The organism is Parendozoicomonas haliclonae (assembly GCF_900174585.1).
In the GTDB taxonomy this organism is placed as follows: domain Bacteria; phylum Pseudomonadota; class Gammaproteobacteria; order Pseudomonadales; family Endozoicomonadaceae; genus Sansalvadorimonas; species Sansalvadorimonas haliclonae.
The window spans coordinates 143,223-159,521 of record NZ_FWPT01000005.1 but is presented as its reverse complement, the minus strand read 5'-3'; the positions used below and the strand labels follow the sequence as shown (position 1 = coordinate 159,521).

The window sequence follows — 16,299 nt, the reverse complement described above, 5'->3', positions numbered from 1 at the left end:
GCTATTTATTGGGTAAGAGCTTTTACCCATTCTGTTATTCTGTGGGCATTCTATCAAACATGAATTTTATTCACATCGTATTTTTATAGTGACACTGTCGCCTTACCGCAGACGGACAACTTTACCGCCCAAACCACTACCAGAATCATTAGCCAAGAAATTAATTACGAGCACAAAACGCCATAAATTACGCAAATTCGGCCTCATATACCTACAACACAATTCACAACAACCTGTATTGACTTTTATGAATAACATTCAGATTATTATCAGAATAAAATTCACATTTAGTCATCACCTCCAAAATGGATACAACAATAACAATACCGGATGACTTCCTGATGGGAGCTGCGACCGCAGCCTTTCAGATTGAAGGTGCCGTACATCTAGACGGTCGAGGTGCGAGCATCTGGGATACCTTTAGCCATAAGCCGGGAAAGATTGATCATGGTGATACGGCCAATATTGCCTGTGACCATTATCACCGCTACCAGGGAGATGTTGCCTTAATGCAACAGATGAATCTGGATGCCTATCGCTTCTCACTCTCCTGGTCACGTATCCTTCCTGAGGGCTATGGAACCATGAACAGGAAAGGTCTGGCTTTTTACGATCGGCTGATTGATAGCCTGCTTGAAGCGGGTATTACCCCATTCGTTACCCTGTTTCATTGGGACACACCAGAAGCTCTGTATAAGAAACACAAAGGATTTATTGGCCGGGAGACCTGCGAGCACTTTGCCAACTATGCGGCACTGGCCGCTCGCCACTTTGGCGATCGAGTCAACAACTGGATTACCGTCAACGAGCCCTGGGAGCATGCCACCTTCGGACATTTGTTTGGCAATCACGCTCCCGGCAAAAGAAGTCCCTGGGCGTTTTTTAAGGCACTCCACCATATTCTGCTCGGTCATGGGCTGGCGAACCGTGCCATCAAAGCCGAGCACTCTACAGCACGGGTGGGGCCAACCCTCAGTTATACCCCGATGCATACCCACGGTAGCCGCGCTATCGACCTTCAAGCCAAAGACACTGCCAATGATTTTATGAATCGCATTGTTTTTGATCCGGTTCTCAAGGGCAGCTATCCGCAGTCTTTTATGGAGAAATTTTTCTGGTGCAGTCCGCCAATCCAAGCTGGCGACCTTGAGGTTATCAGTACCCCCAATGACTTTGTTGGCCTGAATTATTACAGCCGGGAATTTGTTAAAGGCAACCGACTGGTGCCGTTTCTGAATGGCACCTTTGTCAGCCGGACACCGGATAAAGACCCGTACCGTTATACGGCCATGGACTGGGAAATCTATCCGGAAGGCATGAATGAACTGCTGACTATGGTGCGTGAGGAGTATGGCAACCCAACGGTCTATATCACCGAAAGCGGTGCGGCTTATTTCGATACCGTAGAAGATGGTGTAGTCAACGATCAACCCAGGATCAGCTATCTCCAGCAACATATTAACGAAGTGATTAAAAACAAGAATAACGGATCGGATGTGCGCGGTTATTTTGCCTGGTCACTACTTGATAATTTTGAGTGGGCCAAGGGCTACAGCACCCGATTTGGCCTGGTTCATGTGGACTACCAGACACAACAACGCACCATCAAGAATTCAGGACACTGGCTGGGCCAGCAGATTCGTCAGCGAGGCCCGCTGCGGATTTAGCCTATGTCACTACGCGCTCGGATTAATAATTTCCTTATCAAAGACCGGCACAGCAGCCCGGCAAGTTTTATTAAGGGAGAAACTCACAACCATAATCTCTTGCCTGTGCCCAACTCAATGGAACAGAGTGAAGGCGAGTTTATCCTTCCATATAACTCTCACTACACCATCCATGGTCCGTATAGACGAGAGCGCCTTGAGCAGGCGGTTCAGCGATTTACTGACGTTCTCGATAAAAGCTCTCGAACTGAATCTGCTTATGATTTTCAACAGACGAATGCTTCACAGTCTTCCAATCTTTCCATACAGGTAGAGCAGTATACCGACTTCTATCCATCAGTGGACGATGATGAAAGCTACAACCTGATCATTGATGAGCAAGGTATCCAAATCACGGCCACAACCGACTGGGGCGCACTCCGGGCGCTGACATCACTGAATCAACTTATCGTCCAGAAAGGCGATCACTGTGTTTTACCCTGTGTGACCATAAAAGACCAACCAGTGCTGAAATGGCGTGGCCTGCTGCTCGATATCAGTCGGCACTTTATGCCCCATAAACTGGTACTTCAGCTACTGGATACCATGGCGATGGTAAAGCTGAACGTGCTGCATCTCCACCTGACAGACGATCAGGGTTTTCGGGTAGAAAGCAAACGCTATCCACGTCTGCAATCTGTTGATACACGGCAGGAATATTATACTCAGCAACAGGTCAGAACCCTGGTCGATTACGCGGCTGATCGGGGTATTCGGGTAGTGCCCGAGGTTAACCTTCCTGGACATTGCGCCATTATCCAGCTGGCTTACCCGGAACTCTCCCTCAAAAATTTCCAGCCTAAAACACCGAATGACTTTCTTGGTGACTTCTCCCCACCACTGGATATCACCAAAGCGGACACCTACACCTTTATTGAAAACCTGACCGCAGAGATCACCGCACTGTTCCCTGACCGTTATTACCATCTTGGCGGGGATGAAGTTCCTGAACAGCCTTGGCTGACAGATCCCTCAACGCGCATCTATATGAAAGAGTTGGGATTCAAAACCGGCTGTGACCTGCAGGCTGAATTCACCAGGCAGTATGCCGAGATTGTTCAGAGTTATGGCAAAACACCCATCGTGTGGGAAGAAGCCATTAATGACCGTCTTCCCGAAGGGGTCATCATTCAGCCCTGGGAGAAAGGTCATTATCGTGTTGATACGACCAAACATCCAATTATTAATAACTGGCGTTATTATCTTGATTTCAAGCGCCCGGCCTGGAGTTACTACCGGCAAAGTCCGTTTGCACTTGAAGTAAATAAGCGGCAGGTCTCACCAAAAGATCTGCTGGGGGCCGAACTCTCTGTCTGGACAGAATCCACCCTACCCGAAACCCTAATGCGCACGGTCTGGCCTCAAGGCATGGCCATTGCTGAGCTGTTCTGGAGTGGCCCGAGCCTGACATCGAGAACGGCCATAGCCGACCTTTACCGACGCATGGATCATAACCATCACCTGATGGAAAACTGCGGTCTGCTTTCCCGACAGGCTCTGCATAAAGATTTATCCAAACTGGCTGGTAATAATTCCGCACCATTGGAAAAATTGGCCGATGTGATCGAGCCGGCGGGCTATCACTTTCTCCGACAGCGTTACAAAATTCCCTCTCTGCTTCTACCCAGACTATTTCCACGTAGTTTTCATGAAAGTGATGGCAGGTTGTTCCTGGAGCAGCTTCCTCCAGAGAGTCGGACTGGATATCTATTCAAGCGGAATATTGAACGCTACCTCAATGGTGAGAAGGAACTCTTTATATCTTTGCAGCAGGATCTACAGCAATGGAGGGATAACCATAACCTTCTGTCAGACACCTTACCCAATACACTAACCGGGCAAAGTGATGACATTGTGCAGCTATCCGCGAAGCTGTCACAACTTGCTGAGGCTGGACTGCAATTGCTGTTAGCCTGTCACCAGCAGGAATGTCTGCCTGAAACAGTGCTTAAGCCATTTAAACGCCTTCTTGATCAATGTGAATACGATACCTTCGAGCTGGGTCAGCATCAGGAGGTGTATTCCCTGCTCCTGGGTTTTCTCAAACCAGACACCCTGAATCGCCATAACATCGCGATTCAGCCAGGTATTCGCCAGTTATTCAATGCCTGTAAACAACAGATATCGGTGATGAATAAACGCCAAGTTTTCAGTAGACACAAAAGACGACATGATTCTGATATGACATTGAGTCCCTGAAATTATTACTATAACAAAAACCGGACTTTACAATGACAACACCCCATAGTGATCGCAGACTGAGCCTGCGAGAAAAGATTTATTACAGTGCCGGCAACTTCGGCAATGGTATTAGCTCCGGCATCCTGATGTTCTGGCTGGTCTACTTCTTCTTTCCACCTGCCGATATGGGTATTCCTTACCATATCCCCCAGGGTTCTTTATGGCTGGGACTCACTGTTATCGGCGCAATCCTGGCGGCCAATCGTCTGGTGGATGCCATGACCGACAGCTGGATTGCCAATGTCTGCAACCGCAGTCGAAATCCCAAGGGCAAGTATCTGCCGATGATGCGTCTGGCGGCGCCGGGCAATATGCTATTCACCTGTGCCATATTCTTTCTTCCGAACCCCGGACAGATCTCCACCCTGAATATTATCTGGATCACCTGCGCCATAGGCCTGCAGGCACTGTGTCTGACCATGTACATGGTGCCCTACTATGCGCTGCAAATTAAAATTGCACCGGATGTTGATGACAAGCTCGATCTGAATACCATTATGGGCGCCTTCTGGTTTGCCGGATTGGTATTGGGCTCGTTCTCCAGTGTGTTCTGGGATCTGCTTATTCCAGCCTTTAACCTGGATAAGGTCACGGCCATGCAGCTGGTCTTTGCCGGGTTAGTACTGCTTGGAGTGCTGGCACTATGGATTCCAACCTTCTTGTTGAAAGAATCAGAATATGAAGATGTGGAACCTGAGGCTACCGTACAACCAAAATTTATGGAAACGGCACGCATCATCCTCAATGACCAGATATATATGCGCTTCCTGCAGATCATTGCGCTCTATTATCTGGCCACATTTATGTTTGAAAGCGGAATGACCTATTTCCTGACCGTACTTGCCCAAATGCCGGAAACCAGTATTGGTCTGATCACCAGCATTACCGGAGTGCTGAGCATAGCCTGCTATCCCATCGTTAATAAACTTGGCAAAAAGAAAGGGAAGAAACCACTGATAGGTATGGGCTTTTTAATGTTTGGTTTAAGCCTGTTTATTGTCTCGATTATGGGACTGTTCAATATCCCCAGTATTGTGCTGGTGGTGATTCTTGTTCTGGTATCGCCTATGCCCCAAGCCATTATGGGCATTCTGCCAGGCGCCATTACTGCGGATATTGCCGCCTATGCCAAAGCGCACACTGGACAGGACAACAGCAGCTTTTATATCGCTGGCAATATGTTTGTAGCCAAGCTGGCCGGCACCTTCTCAATGCTGATATTCACGTCCCTGCTGTTACTGGGGAAAGATGTTGGTAATGATCTGGGAATACGACTGACGGCGGTAGTGGCCATGGTGATCTGCTTTATCGCTTACCTCCTGTCCCGTACCTATAACGAGAAAGAGGTTTTAACCTACACCCAGCCACAAAATATAAAGACTAAAGCCGTCCTCTATCCAGCGAGTCAGGCTTCGGAGCCGGAAGTGAGTTAACGGAATAATCAATCCAGCCGGTCAACTGTCACCATATAGGCCGCCAGCCGTTCCCGGGAACAGAAATCCTCCCAGGACTTATAGGCAGGCTGGCCAAGGTGAGTAGCATAATCCTGCCACTTCAATACCACATCATCATCGCAGACATAGACGTCATTGCCCTTAAACATCAGAGACATATAGTGTCCCGATGTGAGGGCTGCGCCCCGGTGACAAACGACAGAACGTACCTTATAAGGAATCTGGCGATGTGCCAGAGATTCCGTGCCATCGGTGGGCGGCTGGATTGGGAGATAGACGGGTTTCCCCAGAGGCATGGTTTTCAGTAACTCCACACCCTCTTCCCGCAGGTAGCGGGATTGAACAATATCCTTGCCGGCATTTGTCTTACCCACCACCATCTTACGACCTTCCACATCCCGGTTACTGTACAGCTTTAACCCAAGGGTTAACTGCTTTGGCGGATTAGCAGCTGACAGTGACAGGGATTTACTGGTATAGGTACCGGCATCCTGTTTTACTCCGATATACTGGAGACGCCCCTCGTCCCAGGCCACGGTATTATCATCATCCATCACTTCTTCTGCACTCAGGCCGTCAATACATTCCTGTAGAGTACGCCCCTGCAATGGCAATGAAATACGGGAGCTGAAGTATTCATCAGGTCGATTCACCGCATCCAGCAATTGCGGACGTCCTTCCGGCTGTGGACTTTGGCGATAGAGCTTGAAACGGTCATGGGTTCTTACCGAGACACGCGGATTTTCATAGACTCCAAGAGCCATGGTCAGAGTTGTATAGAACTCTTCAGGGTCCTGTTGGGCAATACGTCCATAGACAACCTCATCACCAATCTCTGCATTCAGAATATTCATAATCCGGTAGTCACCGGTGACATCACCATAATGCTTGTAGGCCTTGAAAAAATTAGCCTGGGCGTCAATCAGTGTGCTTTTGGTACCCGGTGGTGCATTCAAAGCATCACACAAGGCAATAAACGACTGGGCAAACTGTTCATAAGCCGGAATCGCCTCCCGAGGAAGACTATTACGCACAGCAGCAGGGATCCCGCCTCTCAGCTCGTCCAGTACACCACTCGCCTGCCAACCATCGGCAAGCACCTGCAGCGTACTATTCATAAAACAGGTGTTGGTGTAGTTATACAAACCCGCCCTGACCGGCTCCAGGCCATGACTGCGGACCCGCATATCACCGGTAATATCTGGCCGGTAGTTGCTCAGTTGGGTTAGGCCCGTAAAAAGGTTGCGGATTCGCTCTTTACGACTTTCTTTTACATAACCTTCAACTGAGTACCCCATCTGACCAAGCTCATAACCACTCAAGGGTATGTCTATATGAATAGGGTCTTCCACGAGCTTGCCAGTCTCAAAAAGCGCGGCAAACATTGTGGTTTGAAAAACCACTTCCCCCAACGCCTGATGAGCCTGCACCCTGCGAAACTGCTTGAGCGGAGCAACCAACTGCTCAGGCTCTACACCATCAAGCTTCAGACTTTGCAGCAGTACATGGCACTCACTCAGTGAGCCCACAAGAGGCTGCCCCGTTTCATCCTGATGCTGTGATAACACTTGGTAATAACGATTAACCCAGAGTGGTACCTTGGTTGTCATCACCGGGCGGGCCTGCTCGGTATTGACGGGAGAATTCAACGGCTTGTCACTGACAGAAGCTTTGCCTGCTTTCAGCTTTGATGGAGAGGTTTCCGTTCTCGGTGAAGGCGACGAAGGTAACTTAACGGCCGTCTGGACGCTCTCCTGTAAGACAGGCAAGAGCGCCTTCATCTCTTTCAACGTTGTTTCCGGCACTGCTTTCAGGCGGGCTGCATCGACAACACCGGCATTCAACAAAACCAGACACTGGGGAATGGTTATTATGCCCGGATGAGCCTTAACTGCCTGATAGAGCGCTTTCAGATTATCCTTGGTGCCACTGTCCTTATTAATCAGACCCTGCACAAACAGATCAACTTCTGCCTTGGGAATAAACTCTTCCAAATCTGTTTTAAAGGGATTCTGTCTTGGTACCGGTTTTGGCGGTTGAGTGGGTAGCGTACTGGGCGGCGGAACGGAAGGGACAACCGTAGACTCTACCACCGGTTTGGTTGGTGATGGAGATGGCGTTGAACGCTTAACCTCTGAAGTGGGCGAAGTGCTGCGCGGCTTGGGCTTCGGCGGCTCAGACTCTACTTTAAGCGGACTAATACTATCTTCCGTTGGCGTTGAACTGCCAGAATCTTCATGCTCACTGACTTTAATAGTCGGGATAATGGCTTGCAGTTCACGCAAGGCGTTACGGGGATCAAGTTCCAGGTAGTCCTCATCAACAAAGCGCCCATTCACCAATCGGACCACATCATCTGCGGGAATATTGATTCGGGTGTTATTCATCGCCTTATAAAGCGCACGTAACTTCTTTATCACCGGTTCAGTCAGCGCTTTTAATTTCTTTACCAAGACGCTGGCTTCGGGCGCAGAAGAAAATTCGGCGATAGCCTGTTCTTTTGCTGATGGCTGCGCCGTCTTTGATGCCGATGTACCACTGGTTGCTCGCTTTCTACTTTGCGGCGGTGGATTGGCCTCGCGGCGCAGCTTGATCGCCTTTTCCTTCATTATATTACTGTCAGTGCGCTTGCTTCGATCATCCAGCAGGGCAAGATCAGCATCAGAGATAGCCTGTTTTTTATGCAGGGTGGCAAAATGTTTGGCATCCAGACCGGCGCCATAACGGTTACAGGCTACAAACCAGGCCAGCTCTTTGATCAGCCGACTGTCCCCCCACTGCTGATCATCAAAGCCTTTGCGAATTTGCTCAAACTCACCATCAGACAGAAACTGCCCATATTGTTGCTGCAGGATATTCTGAACTCCGGTTGCAGCAGGTACTTTGACTTTCTTCAGTGAGTGATTGACAGCCTGCGGTTGTGGCTCAGAAACAACACCATCGGTTTGTACGACTGGTACCGGCTTTGGCTTGGGTTGATCAAAGGCCTTGGGTATCTTCACAGTTTTTTGGTGTTCGCTGACCGTCTGATCCCAGATATCCTTTAGCTGCCCCATAATCTCAACAGGAGCCCGAAGTAGATCCTCCTTGATCACCATGCCGGAGCGGACAAGGTAGTGACAACCTTCACTTTCAATCTCTGGGGCGCCGGGGTTGTTCTTCGCCAATTGTGCAAGTAAACCGATGAGATCTTTATCAGCAAACGACAATGGCTTCTTATGATCCGGATGCAGAGGAAGCACCGGAACATCTTCATCCGCGGTTTTAAAGCCGGAGTCACTGTCGCTATCACTGCCCTGCTGGTCGATCCCATCATTAGCCCGCGTTATGGCCTCAGCCAGCATTTCACCGACCGCAGTCAGATTTTTCGCACCGAGTTCCTTACTATACCCCTGCAACCTGTTTTCCAGAATTCCGTAACAGGTCAGCAAGACCTGATCCTGCAAATACTGTAAAACTGTTTTTTGATCCTGGGGACTGAACCCGCCACGGCTCACATCCCCCAGTCCAGCCTTTTTCAGTTCCTGCTGGAACTGTTTGGGCTCCAGATATTGATTCTGGGCCAGATCATGCATCAAGGTTTCCAGATAAGCGATCTTGACGATGGGATGCTCTCTCAGAGTCTCCAGCCTATTGGGGACAACCTCTATCTGCATATTTTTGAGTTTCAGACCCGATTGCTGTGCGCTGTTTTTCACCTGTTGTCGCAGCCCCTGCACATCTTCTGGATGAACAGGAGTCGCTCTTTTCTTGCCAAACCGTGCCTGTACGGGATTATGGTAAGGATCCTGTGGCCCCATTAACTTGATGACCGACTGACGTTCAATCAACATAACAACATCCCTTTATGGCCGAAGCCTCTCCGTTTAAGACACCTTGTGGTAGTAACCCATATAAGGGGTAAAGCCACTGATATTCAGGAACTCATCCACATTCCGCACCGGTTTTCGGTAGCCACGCAGTTTCGCATACTCATTAAGGGGAAGATTGAGGGTGTCATCCTGCACGGTCACCTGCCCCTTCTCATCAATAGTTAAATTGATATAGTGTCCGGAATTTGCTGTATTCCCATGGTGGCAGATCACAGAACTCAGCCGGGCCTGCATCTCAAATCGCTCACCGGTTTTGGTATCGTACATAGGCAAGGTGATCTTATTACCGCCGTTGCGGAAAGCATCCAATGCATCACTTCCCCGCTTGACCGCCTGCCCATTCCGGGAATCAAACAAGGCAAACTGCAGGGTAAATTTCTTGAACTGATCCTTGTCGGCGCGGAACACCTGCTGGGTGCGGGTTGGACGGCGCACTTCAATCGCTTTTTCACCCGGTCCACGTTCTTTGGCGGGCTTATCCCTTGCGAGCTCCACCGGCATATCCTGAAAATCAACCTCCGCCGACTCCAATTCATCCCGGTTCCAGTCCAATTCACCATGTTCAACTTTATTCAAACCATTCAGGCACTGCCTCATGGTTATCTGTTGTTGCTGCAGCTGCTCACGGGGAACATTGATCCCGAGCATGATGGCGACACTGTTGGCCAGCGCAACCTGTTCACCTTCATCCAGTCCTTCCAGCCCACGATAGCGGATAGCATTCTTAAGATCCGGATCCAGTATCTTGGTACCGGCCGGTAAGCCAGGTAGCTCACCGACCGTCCGGCCCATGGTATCGAGCATCAATTGGCCGGTTGGCAGTTTGACATCGGGATTGGGTTTGTAGGTACTGTCGAGTTCCATAATCCGATCCAAGCAGGGCCGGGTTAAACGCCCCTGCTCATCGACGATGGCAACACCACGACAGGTCAGGTCCAGCACCTGTTTGGTGCCCAGGACTTTGGCCTGTTCTTCACTCAGTGTGTGCAGTTCTTTATAAGCGATATAAACACTGCCATCTGATGGATCCTGACTCACCACACCATCGTAGCGACCACGGCCATTATTGGGAGGCTGATAATCAAACCCGGTTGCGGCAGAACCTATATCAGGAATTCGACTACCTGCCGGAATGGTGCCCTTGTTTTCATACTGAATGCAGTCGGTCACCAGTTGCCCCTGCGCCCCGACAATCAAGGCATCCATCCGGCTTACGCCGTTGTAGAGCTGGCGGATATCACGCCATAGTTCTCCCGCAGCGGCACGGGTCTCACCTTCAGCATCATCGACGTTATCGGTTTTCTGGGCACGGTGGACTTTAATAAATTTCAGGAAGTCATCCCGCAACTTCGCCTGTTCGTGCGTAGCATAACGCATGGCTTTCAGGCGCTGAATCGCCTGATCATCAATCGCATCTGCCAGCATGCTTAAGCCATGCGCTTTGGCCGGAACCGGCACCTGGATCATATTCTGGGGATCCGGGGTGCCGGTAATCACCGTGGCAGCCTTATTGTTGCCACACACAGTGGTCTTCATACGGCTCTGACTCAGCCCCATCCGCGGATGACTGCTTAGCTGAAGGGCTTCCATCACCCCACCCATTAACGCCGCCGGGTCATCTTCCCGACCGCTGTGAGGGCCCTGGGCAAACAGATCCAGCAGCTCCATGCCGGTAAAGTGATAATCAAAGCTTTTGGCAACACCATGGCAGGCATCCATAAAGCGCTTCTGATGCCCCACCATGCAGGATGGCTCTGCCTTACCGGCCTTCACCATATGGCCGGCCTCACATAAACCAATCACAGACTTCGCCAGTTCTTTGATCGAATCGTGAGGATATTCATCCATTTTCTGTTTGAGGAAGGCGATATCATCTGGCCCAAGCATGGTCAGCATCATCTGCAGAGAGGAGTTAATCCAGCAGGTATTGCCCAGCTGTGCCATCCAGACACCCTGATTGCTTAGACCAGCCTCCTGCAGGCGTTTATCCTTTTGCATCTGCACTTCCAAAAGTTCGCGATCGAGATCCAACACCAGTCTGGTATCGCGATCGGCATCCTGCCCCATGCCGTTGATCTTCTGGATCCATTGCGGGGTCATTAAACCTGCGTTATAGAAGGCCTTGAACTCGCCATAGGCAAACGGCTGCACCTTACCCAGAGCATTAATTTCATACAGCTTTTGCGACCACTTGGTCAGCTGGGTAAACGCCAGCAGTGCCGGCATAAAATCCTTTTTGCAGACGACAGCATCACCGAAGGTTTCCCGCAGCCATTTCATATTCTCATGTGTCGCCAGCCCGTTTGCCTGTAGTTCCCCCCAAACATCATCCAGGGTGCGACCACTCTTGAGAGCCTGACTCAACATGGCCGGGCTCAACGACATCATCATATCGTCGTCTACACCCTGATCGATTTCGATCCCGCGCTCCAAAGACGACAACTCCCTTTCTTCCAGCGGTCGGGATTTGATTTTCAAAGACGAGTACGGATTACTGCCCAGACTGTCATCCTGCTGTTCGGGCCGATAAGACAGCGATGCGCCTGTTTCATGGGGCAGAGACTGCGGAGATGCAACAGGATCCGGCTGTGGCTGGGCCCGGGTTACACTATCAAAATGGCCAGTATTGGGATCGTAAAGAAATTCCAGCGGCTTATTGTCTGCCGCTTCCTGATAACTGCAGGCACGCCCGTTCTGATCATAGGCATAAACAAACAGCTCCCCGTGATCGCAATAGATACAGGTCACCGGGCAATTGGTCATCCTTGCCAGTGCAGAGAGATAGGTCGGGTTTGCCTGATCTTTGGTTTCTCTGCGGCCGGCCTTGACCGGTGTCGAAATCCTATGGCTCGCGCAGGCCTCTCTCAGCTCTCTTCTTGAAGGATATTTTTGCGGGTCACTATCCAACAGCGCATTAAATTCCGGGTCATAGCCCGGGTTGTCCAGCCGCGTCTGGATATATCGCTCCAAATCCAGACGAACATCTTCAGAACTTTTGGTTCCAAAGTGGGAAGCGGCCACCGTATAGAAGGCATTACCATCTTCCGGCACCCGTTGAATGCGGAGATTGGATGCGTTTGTCGTTGCAGATAATAATGTCTGCAGCTCATCACGATTCCGGTTAACAGCCGCACCACGGCAGCGTGGCAGGTTCTGCTGGATATAATTCAGGATACCCTGATGATCGCGATTACGCAGCGCGTTTTTGAAGGTGTGTAGATTCTCCTTGTAGATAACGCCTTCATTGATCAACGCAGCCCAGTCTGTATCCGTCAGATCAAACTGTGGATTCACAATCGGCTTCAAAACTGAAACCAGCGCCATCATTTCCCGGTAGTGACTCTGCACCTGCACTTCAACCCGCACCTGACTGGCTACGCTTTCTGTGGGGCTGGTTTTGGTGGATCGTGCCATCTGTAGAAGTGACGCTTCTGGGTCGGAAGTCATCCCTGTTGCAGGGCGGGTCTGTCGTAATGACATCCCGACCTGGCTGGCATCATGTAATTGCTCTGTAGGAGCAACAACCATTCCGCCCCGCACCAGAGGGGGAGGCGAAACCGGCCTCTGAGAACGCAGGGAATCCATGACCTGTGTTGAAGGATTTTGTAATGCCCTGTTTTCAGAACCCAGTATCTGAAGTTCTGCTTCGACTTTAAAGCGCAGTTTCATCAGCAGTCCGGCTTCTCGTGAGCGGCTGTTATACTGCTGAACCTCTTCCCCGACTTTTCCCCTAAGATTGAGCAGAAAGGCTGATTGCTCCTGTTTATCCAGGCGTCCCAGCGTGCCCTGCATTCTCCGGAAGAAATTCTGTTCAACCTGATCCAGAGGCCTGTGCATTTGCAGATCTTTGACCAGAGCCGTGGCCAAGGTTTGAGCGGCATCAGCCTCCTGACGCTCCTGCACATTCCGCACAGGAACCTGGGACTGCGCTTCCATAACCCGGCGATAATTGTTCAGGTTATCCATAACCCCATAGATAATGTCATCATGGGCAGCATGGTAGCTGCCGAGAACCGTAACCACTTTCTGCTCATAGCGATCGATCATGGCCTTTCTTTGATTCATGTCGACCGAGGCATCAATCAGTCTCTCTCGCAGCTGGGTGCACCAGTTCCAGATCTCCGCTTCATCGTACTTACCACTGACCAACCCATCAGCAATTCCCTGCCACTGTCTTTCCAGAGGATCAGCTGGCTGCGACGGTTTGGGGCGACCACCATCCAGTTGAATAGCATCACTACGAGGACGACGTTTTTTCGGAACCGGTGGCGGTGGTAGTTCCTGAGTCGTCGGATCTTTGCGCCCTGTGTCTTTAACAACGGACTCAATCACCACTGTCTGGTCGATCGCTTGCTGAATCAATTCTCCCATGGGCAGGAGCTTGAGCTGGCGGTTGTAATCCAAATGCCCAAGCTTGCCGAGGAAGTCAGCCTGAATCTTTTTGAACAGTTTGTTCTTATCCGCATCGGAATATTTATCACTCTCAAGGTACTCACGAACCTTGGTACAGGCCGCAACTTGCGCCTGATCGGCAGCTGCAACGACAGGGGAGTCCGGTCGTTGCAGCTCAGCTTCCAGTGCCGCTTTGAAATCTTTGGTCACACTGTCGTAAGACGTCTCAAGACGCAGACGTAAATGGGGCGCTTTTCTAACGGCGGGTTGCGGGGCGGTCTGCACGGCTTTGGGGGGAGTCTGAGCACGGGGAGGAGTTTTATCCGCAGTTCCACGAACCTGGTCGCGAAAGCCATCAAAACTGTTTTGGAAGTTAAACGCATTCAACCATTTGGTGCCCCCAACTTCATGCTCATCAACCGGCGTTTCCTTTAGCTGCCCTTCAACATAATCGATGATTTTACGCTTGGTATCATGGCTATAATCCCCAAAAACAACTTTGCGGTTCATACCCGATACAAATTCACTTAGCGTCTGCCGGATTTCATCAAAGGCAATCTGTCTATCCTTTTCCAGAGCCCTGACGACACCCTTGGCTTCTTCCCGCAGCTCCTGTGCAACCACAGCCGGAGAGGTTTTTAAATTCTGTTTTAGAAGGATCGGATCAACACTGTTCAGCCCCTGAACATCCATATCCTGGATTTTCAGCTCACGATTACCGGCTGCCACCAGCTCACTCATACGCTGCAGACTCAAACGGGCATTCGGGCTGACGCGGGAGATACGACGTCCCTGCCCTTGTCCATCCCTCTCCTGAGAAGGACTGCCTGATGGCTTAAGCTGCTGGATACTCTCCAAAACCCGTGGGTTTAATCCATCCATGGTGGCTCTCCTTCCCTGATCAGCAGCCCGGAGTCACTCCGACCTGCTGGAATGCGGTTTGAACAATACTGGTATTCACACCATCAACCTGTGCGGCCTGCTTCACGCCACAAGCGGCCTCGGCAAAGGTAGCGGTGGACGTCCAATACAACATATTGGCCCGTACCATTAGAGCGAAAGCGCGACGAACATCACCATTCAAGGCCTGCACAATTTTCACAAAGGCCCGGTTCATCACGCCGCTGCCCTTATGCACGATATAGCTCTGACGGCTGGCCAGCGGAATCTGATCGGCGGCTTTCAGCATCTGCTGCCAGGTCCATTCACAGCCGGACACCTGACTTTCGCATTCAGCTGAACTGTAGGCAGACGGGTTTATCAAAGAGCGCATGGCAAAATTGCCTTTGGCAATGCGGTCACCAAAATTCCAGTCAATACCACTGGTACCAATAATGGTTTCATAGGATTCGGCATTAAATGCCTTCAGGTAGTACTCGGCGGCTATGGCCGCCATATCCGAGAAGGCTTCATTGATAGCACCAGATTGATTGGCGTAGAGCAGATCGGAATGACTGTCGGTAAAGGCATGGCTTAGTTCATGGCCGACCAGCGAAACCGAGACCAGCGGATAGTAACTGTTGGCCCCATCACCAAAAGCCAGATAGGTCCCATCCCAGAAGGCGTTCTCATAGTTCTGGCCAACATTCACCAGAACCAGTAATTGTTTGGCTGTACCGTTGGATTGAGCCAGCACAGGCGTGTTGTACCAGTTCTGGAACATGGACACGACCAGATTGGAGAATACATAGGCATCATTCTCCGGTGACCAGGCACCATTAGCCGGATCCCCGGAATTGGCATCACAGTCATAACTGTACGGAGCGGGGTTATTATCGACCCACCAGCCATTGTTCAGGGAGACGACCTTCACCAGCGTATTTCCAAGCAGGCAGGTATTACCCTGCTGGGATACCGAGAAGCTGGGCATATTGGCAGCTCCAAAGGAGTATTGACCGGTTTTGCCGTTACCACCGGGCGCCTGATCGGTATACAACGCCTGCACGTTGTCCCAGAAATCGATAATGCTGTTGTCTTCAGCAGCAATCAGATAATGGGGCCAGCTGACCCGTCCGCCTTCCGGCTGCACCCGAAAACTGACCTTGTAAGCCACCACCGGCTCCTTATCCAGCTTGATCCAGATCACCGGCTGGCTATCAACTTTGGACACCTGGCCGGTAATACCCATGCGGGTATCAAAATCCTGCTGGGCATAGTCACTGATATTGGCCCGAAACTCATCGGTCAGATACTGGCTGTAGACCGGCACATCCAGATCCTGGGCCAGCTTGCCGTGAAAGCGCCCCATGGCATGCTGCCAGCGGCCGGCATCCTTGCCGTACTGACCGACCACACTACGACCAACCACTTCCAGTCCCTGATAGAACTGCTGATAACGAACATAACGTCGGTTATCGAGCATAAACGTCCGGCTCTGCACCAGACTGTGATCAAAATCATCACTGTCCAGATCTTCAGTGGTGTCATCCACCAGCACAAACTGCTTCAGCTCATCAACTTTCACATCGGTGAGCATGCCGTCGTCCAGTGCCGAGGCCGGACCGGCAGCAAGAAAAGGAACTAGAAACAACCATGAGCCGAGATTCGAGAAGAGAGAGCGGAGACGTGCGCGCGCAGACATAACCAGAAACCATCCCTGTTTTTAAGGCATACCTTTGATTAGTTATAGGCAGC

General features: G+C 50.7%; 6 protein-coding genes. 3 read left to right on the top strand and 3 right to left on the bottom strand.

Annotated elements, in window-relative coordinates:
* Positions 1–305: 305 nt before the first annotated feature.
* From EHSB41UT_RS12015 to EHSB41UT_RS12005, 3 genes are read left to right on the top strand one after another with little or no spacing between them, the layout of a single operon-like run.
* Positions 306–1,667: a GH1 family beta-glucosidase gene (locus EHSB41UT_RS12015; protein ID WP_087110121.1), complete on the top strand. Its 1,362-nt coding sequence runs from the start codon at positions 306–308 to the stop codon at positions 1,665–1,667.
* Positions 1,668–1,670: 3 nt separating this feature from the next.
* Positions 1,671–3,905, top strand: a complete 2,235-nt coding sequence (locus tag EHSB41UT_RS12010; protein ID WP_087110119.1) for a beta-N-acetylhexosaminidase — start codon at positions 1,671–1,673, stop codon at positions 3,903–3,905.
* Positions 3,906–3,937: 32 nt separating this feature from the next.
* Entirely contained in the window at positions 3,938–5,380 is a 1,443-nt protein-coding gene (locus EHSB41UT_RS12005) for an MFS transporter (RefSeq protein WP_087110117.1), read from the top strand.
* 8 nt (positions 5,381–5,388) lie between these two features.
* On the opposite strand, the gene EHSB41UT_RS12000 is transcribed toward EHSB41UT_RS12005, so the two are convergent.
* The 3 genes from EHSB41UT_RS12000 to EHSB41UT_RS11990 are packed head-to-tail and all read right to left on the bottom strand — an operon-like array spanning position 5,389 to position 16,246.
* A complete protein-coding gene (locus EHSB41UT_RS12000) occupies positions 5,389–9,234 on the bottom strand; it encodes a ubiquitin carboxyl-terminal hydrolase (RefSeq protein WP_087110115.1) in 3,846 nt (1,281 codons plus the stop codon).
* 33 nt (positions 9,235–9,267) lie between these two features.
* Positions 9,268–14,547, bottom strand: a complete 5,280-nt coding sequence (locus tag EHSB41UT_RS11995; protein WP_087110113.1) for a hypothetical protein — start codon at positions 14,545–14,547, stop codon at positions 9,268–9,270.
* Positions 14,548–14,566: 19 nt separating this feature from the next.
* Positions 14,567–16,246 (bottom strand): M4 family metallopeptidase, encoded by a 1,680-nt coding sequence (locus EHSB41UT_RS11990; RefSeq protein WP_087110111.1) that lies wholly within the window; start codon positions 16,244–16,246, stop codon positions 14,567–14,569.
* Positions 16,247–16,299: the final 53 nt, after the last annotated feature.

Coding starts and splice junctions, on each gene's coding strand:
- EHSB41UT_RS12015 (WP_087110121.1), top strand. CDS start 306: ATGGATACAACAATAACAATACCGGATGACTTCCTGATGGGAGCTGCG.
- EHSB41UT_RS12010 (WP_087110119.1), top strand. CDS start 1,671: ATGTCACTACGCGCTCGGATTAATAATTTCCTTATCAAAGACCGGCAC.
- EHSB41UT_RS12005 (WP_087110117.1), top strand. CDS start 3,938: ATGACAACACCCCATAGTGATCGCAGACTGAGCCTGCGAGAAAAGATT.
- EHSB41UT_RS12000 (WP_087110115.1), bottom strand. CDS start 9,234: ATGTTGATTGAACGTCAGTCGGTCATCAAGTTAATGGGGCCACAGGAT.
- EHSB41UT_RS11995 (WP_087110113.1), bottom strand. CDS start 14,547: ATGGATGGATTAAACCCACGGGTTTTGGAGAGTATCCAGCAGCTTAAG.
- EHSB41UT_RS11990 (WP_087110111.1), bottom strand. CDS start 16,246: ATGTCTGCGCGCGCACGTCTCCGCTCTCTCTTCTCGAATCTCGGCTCA.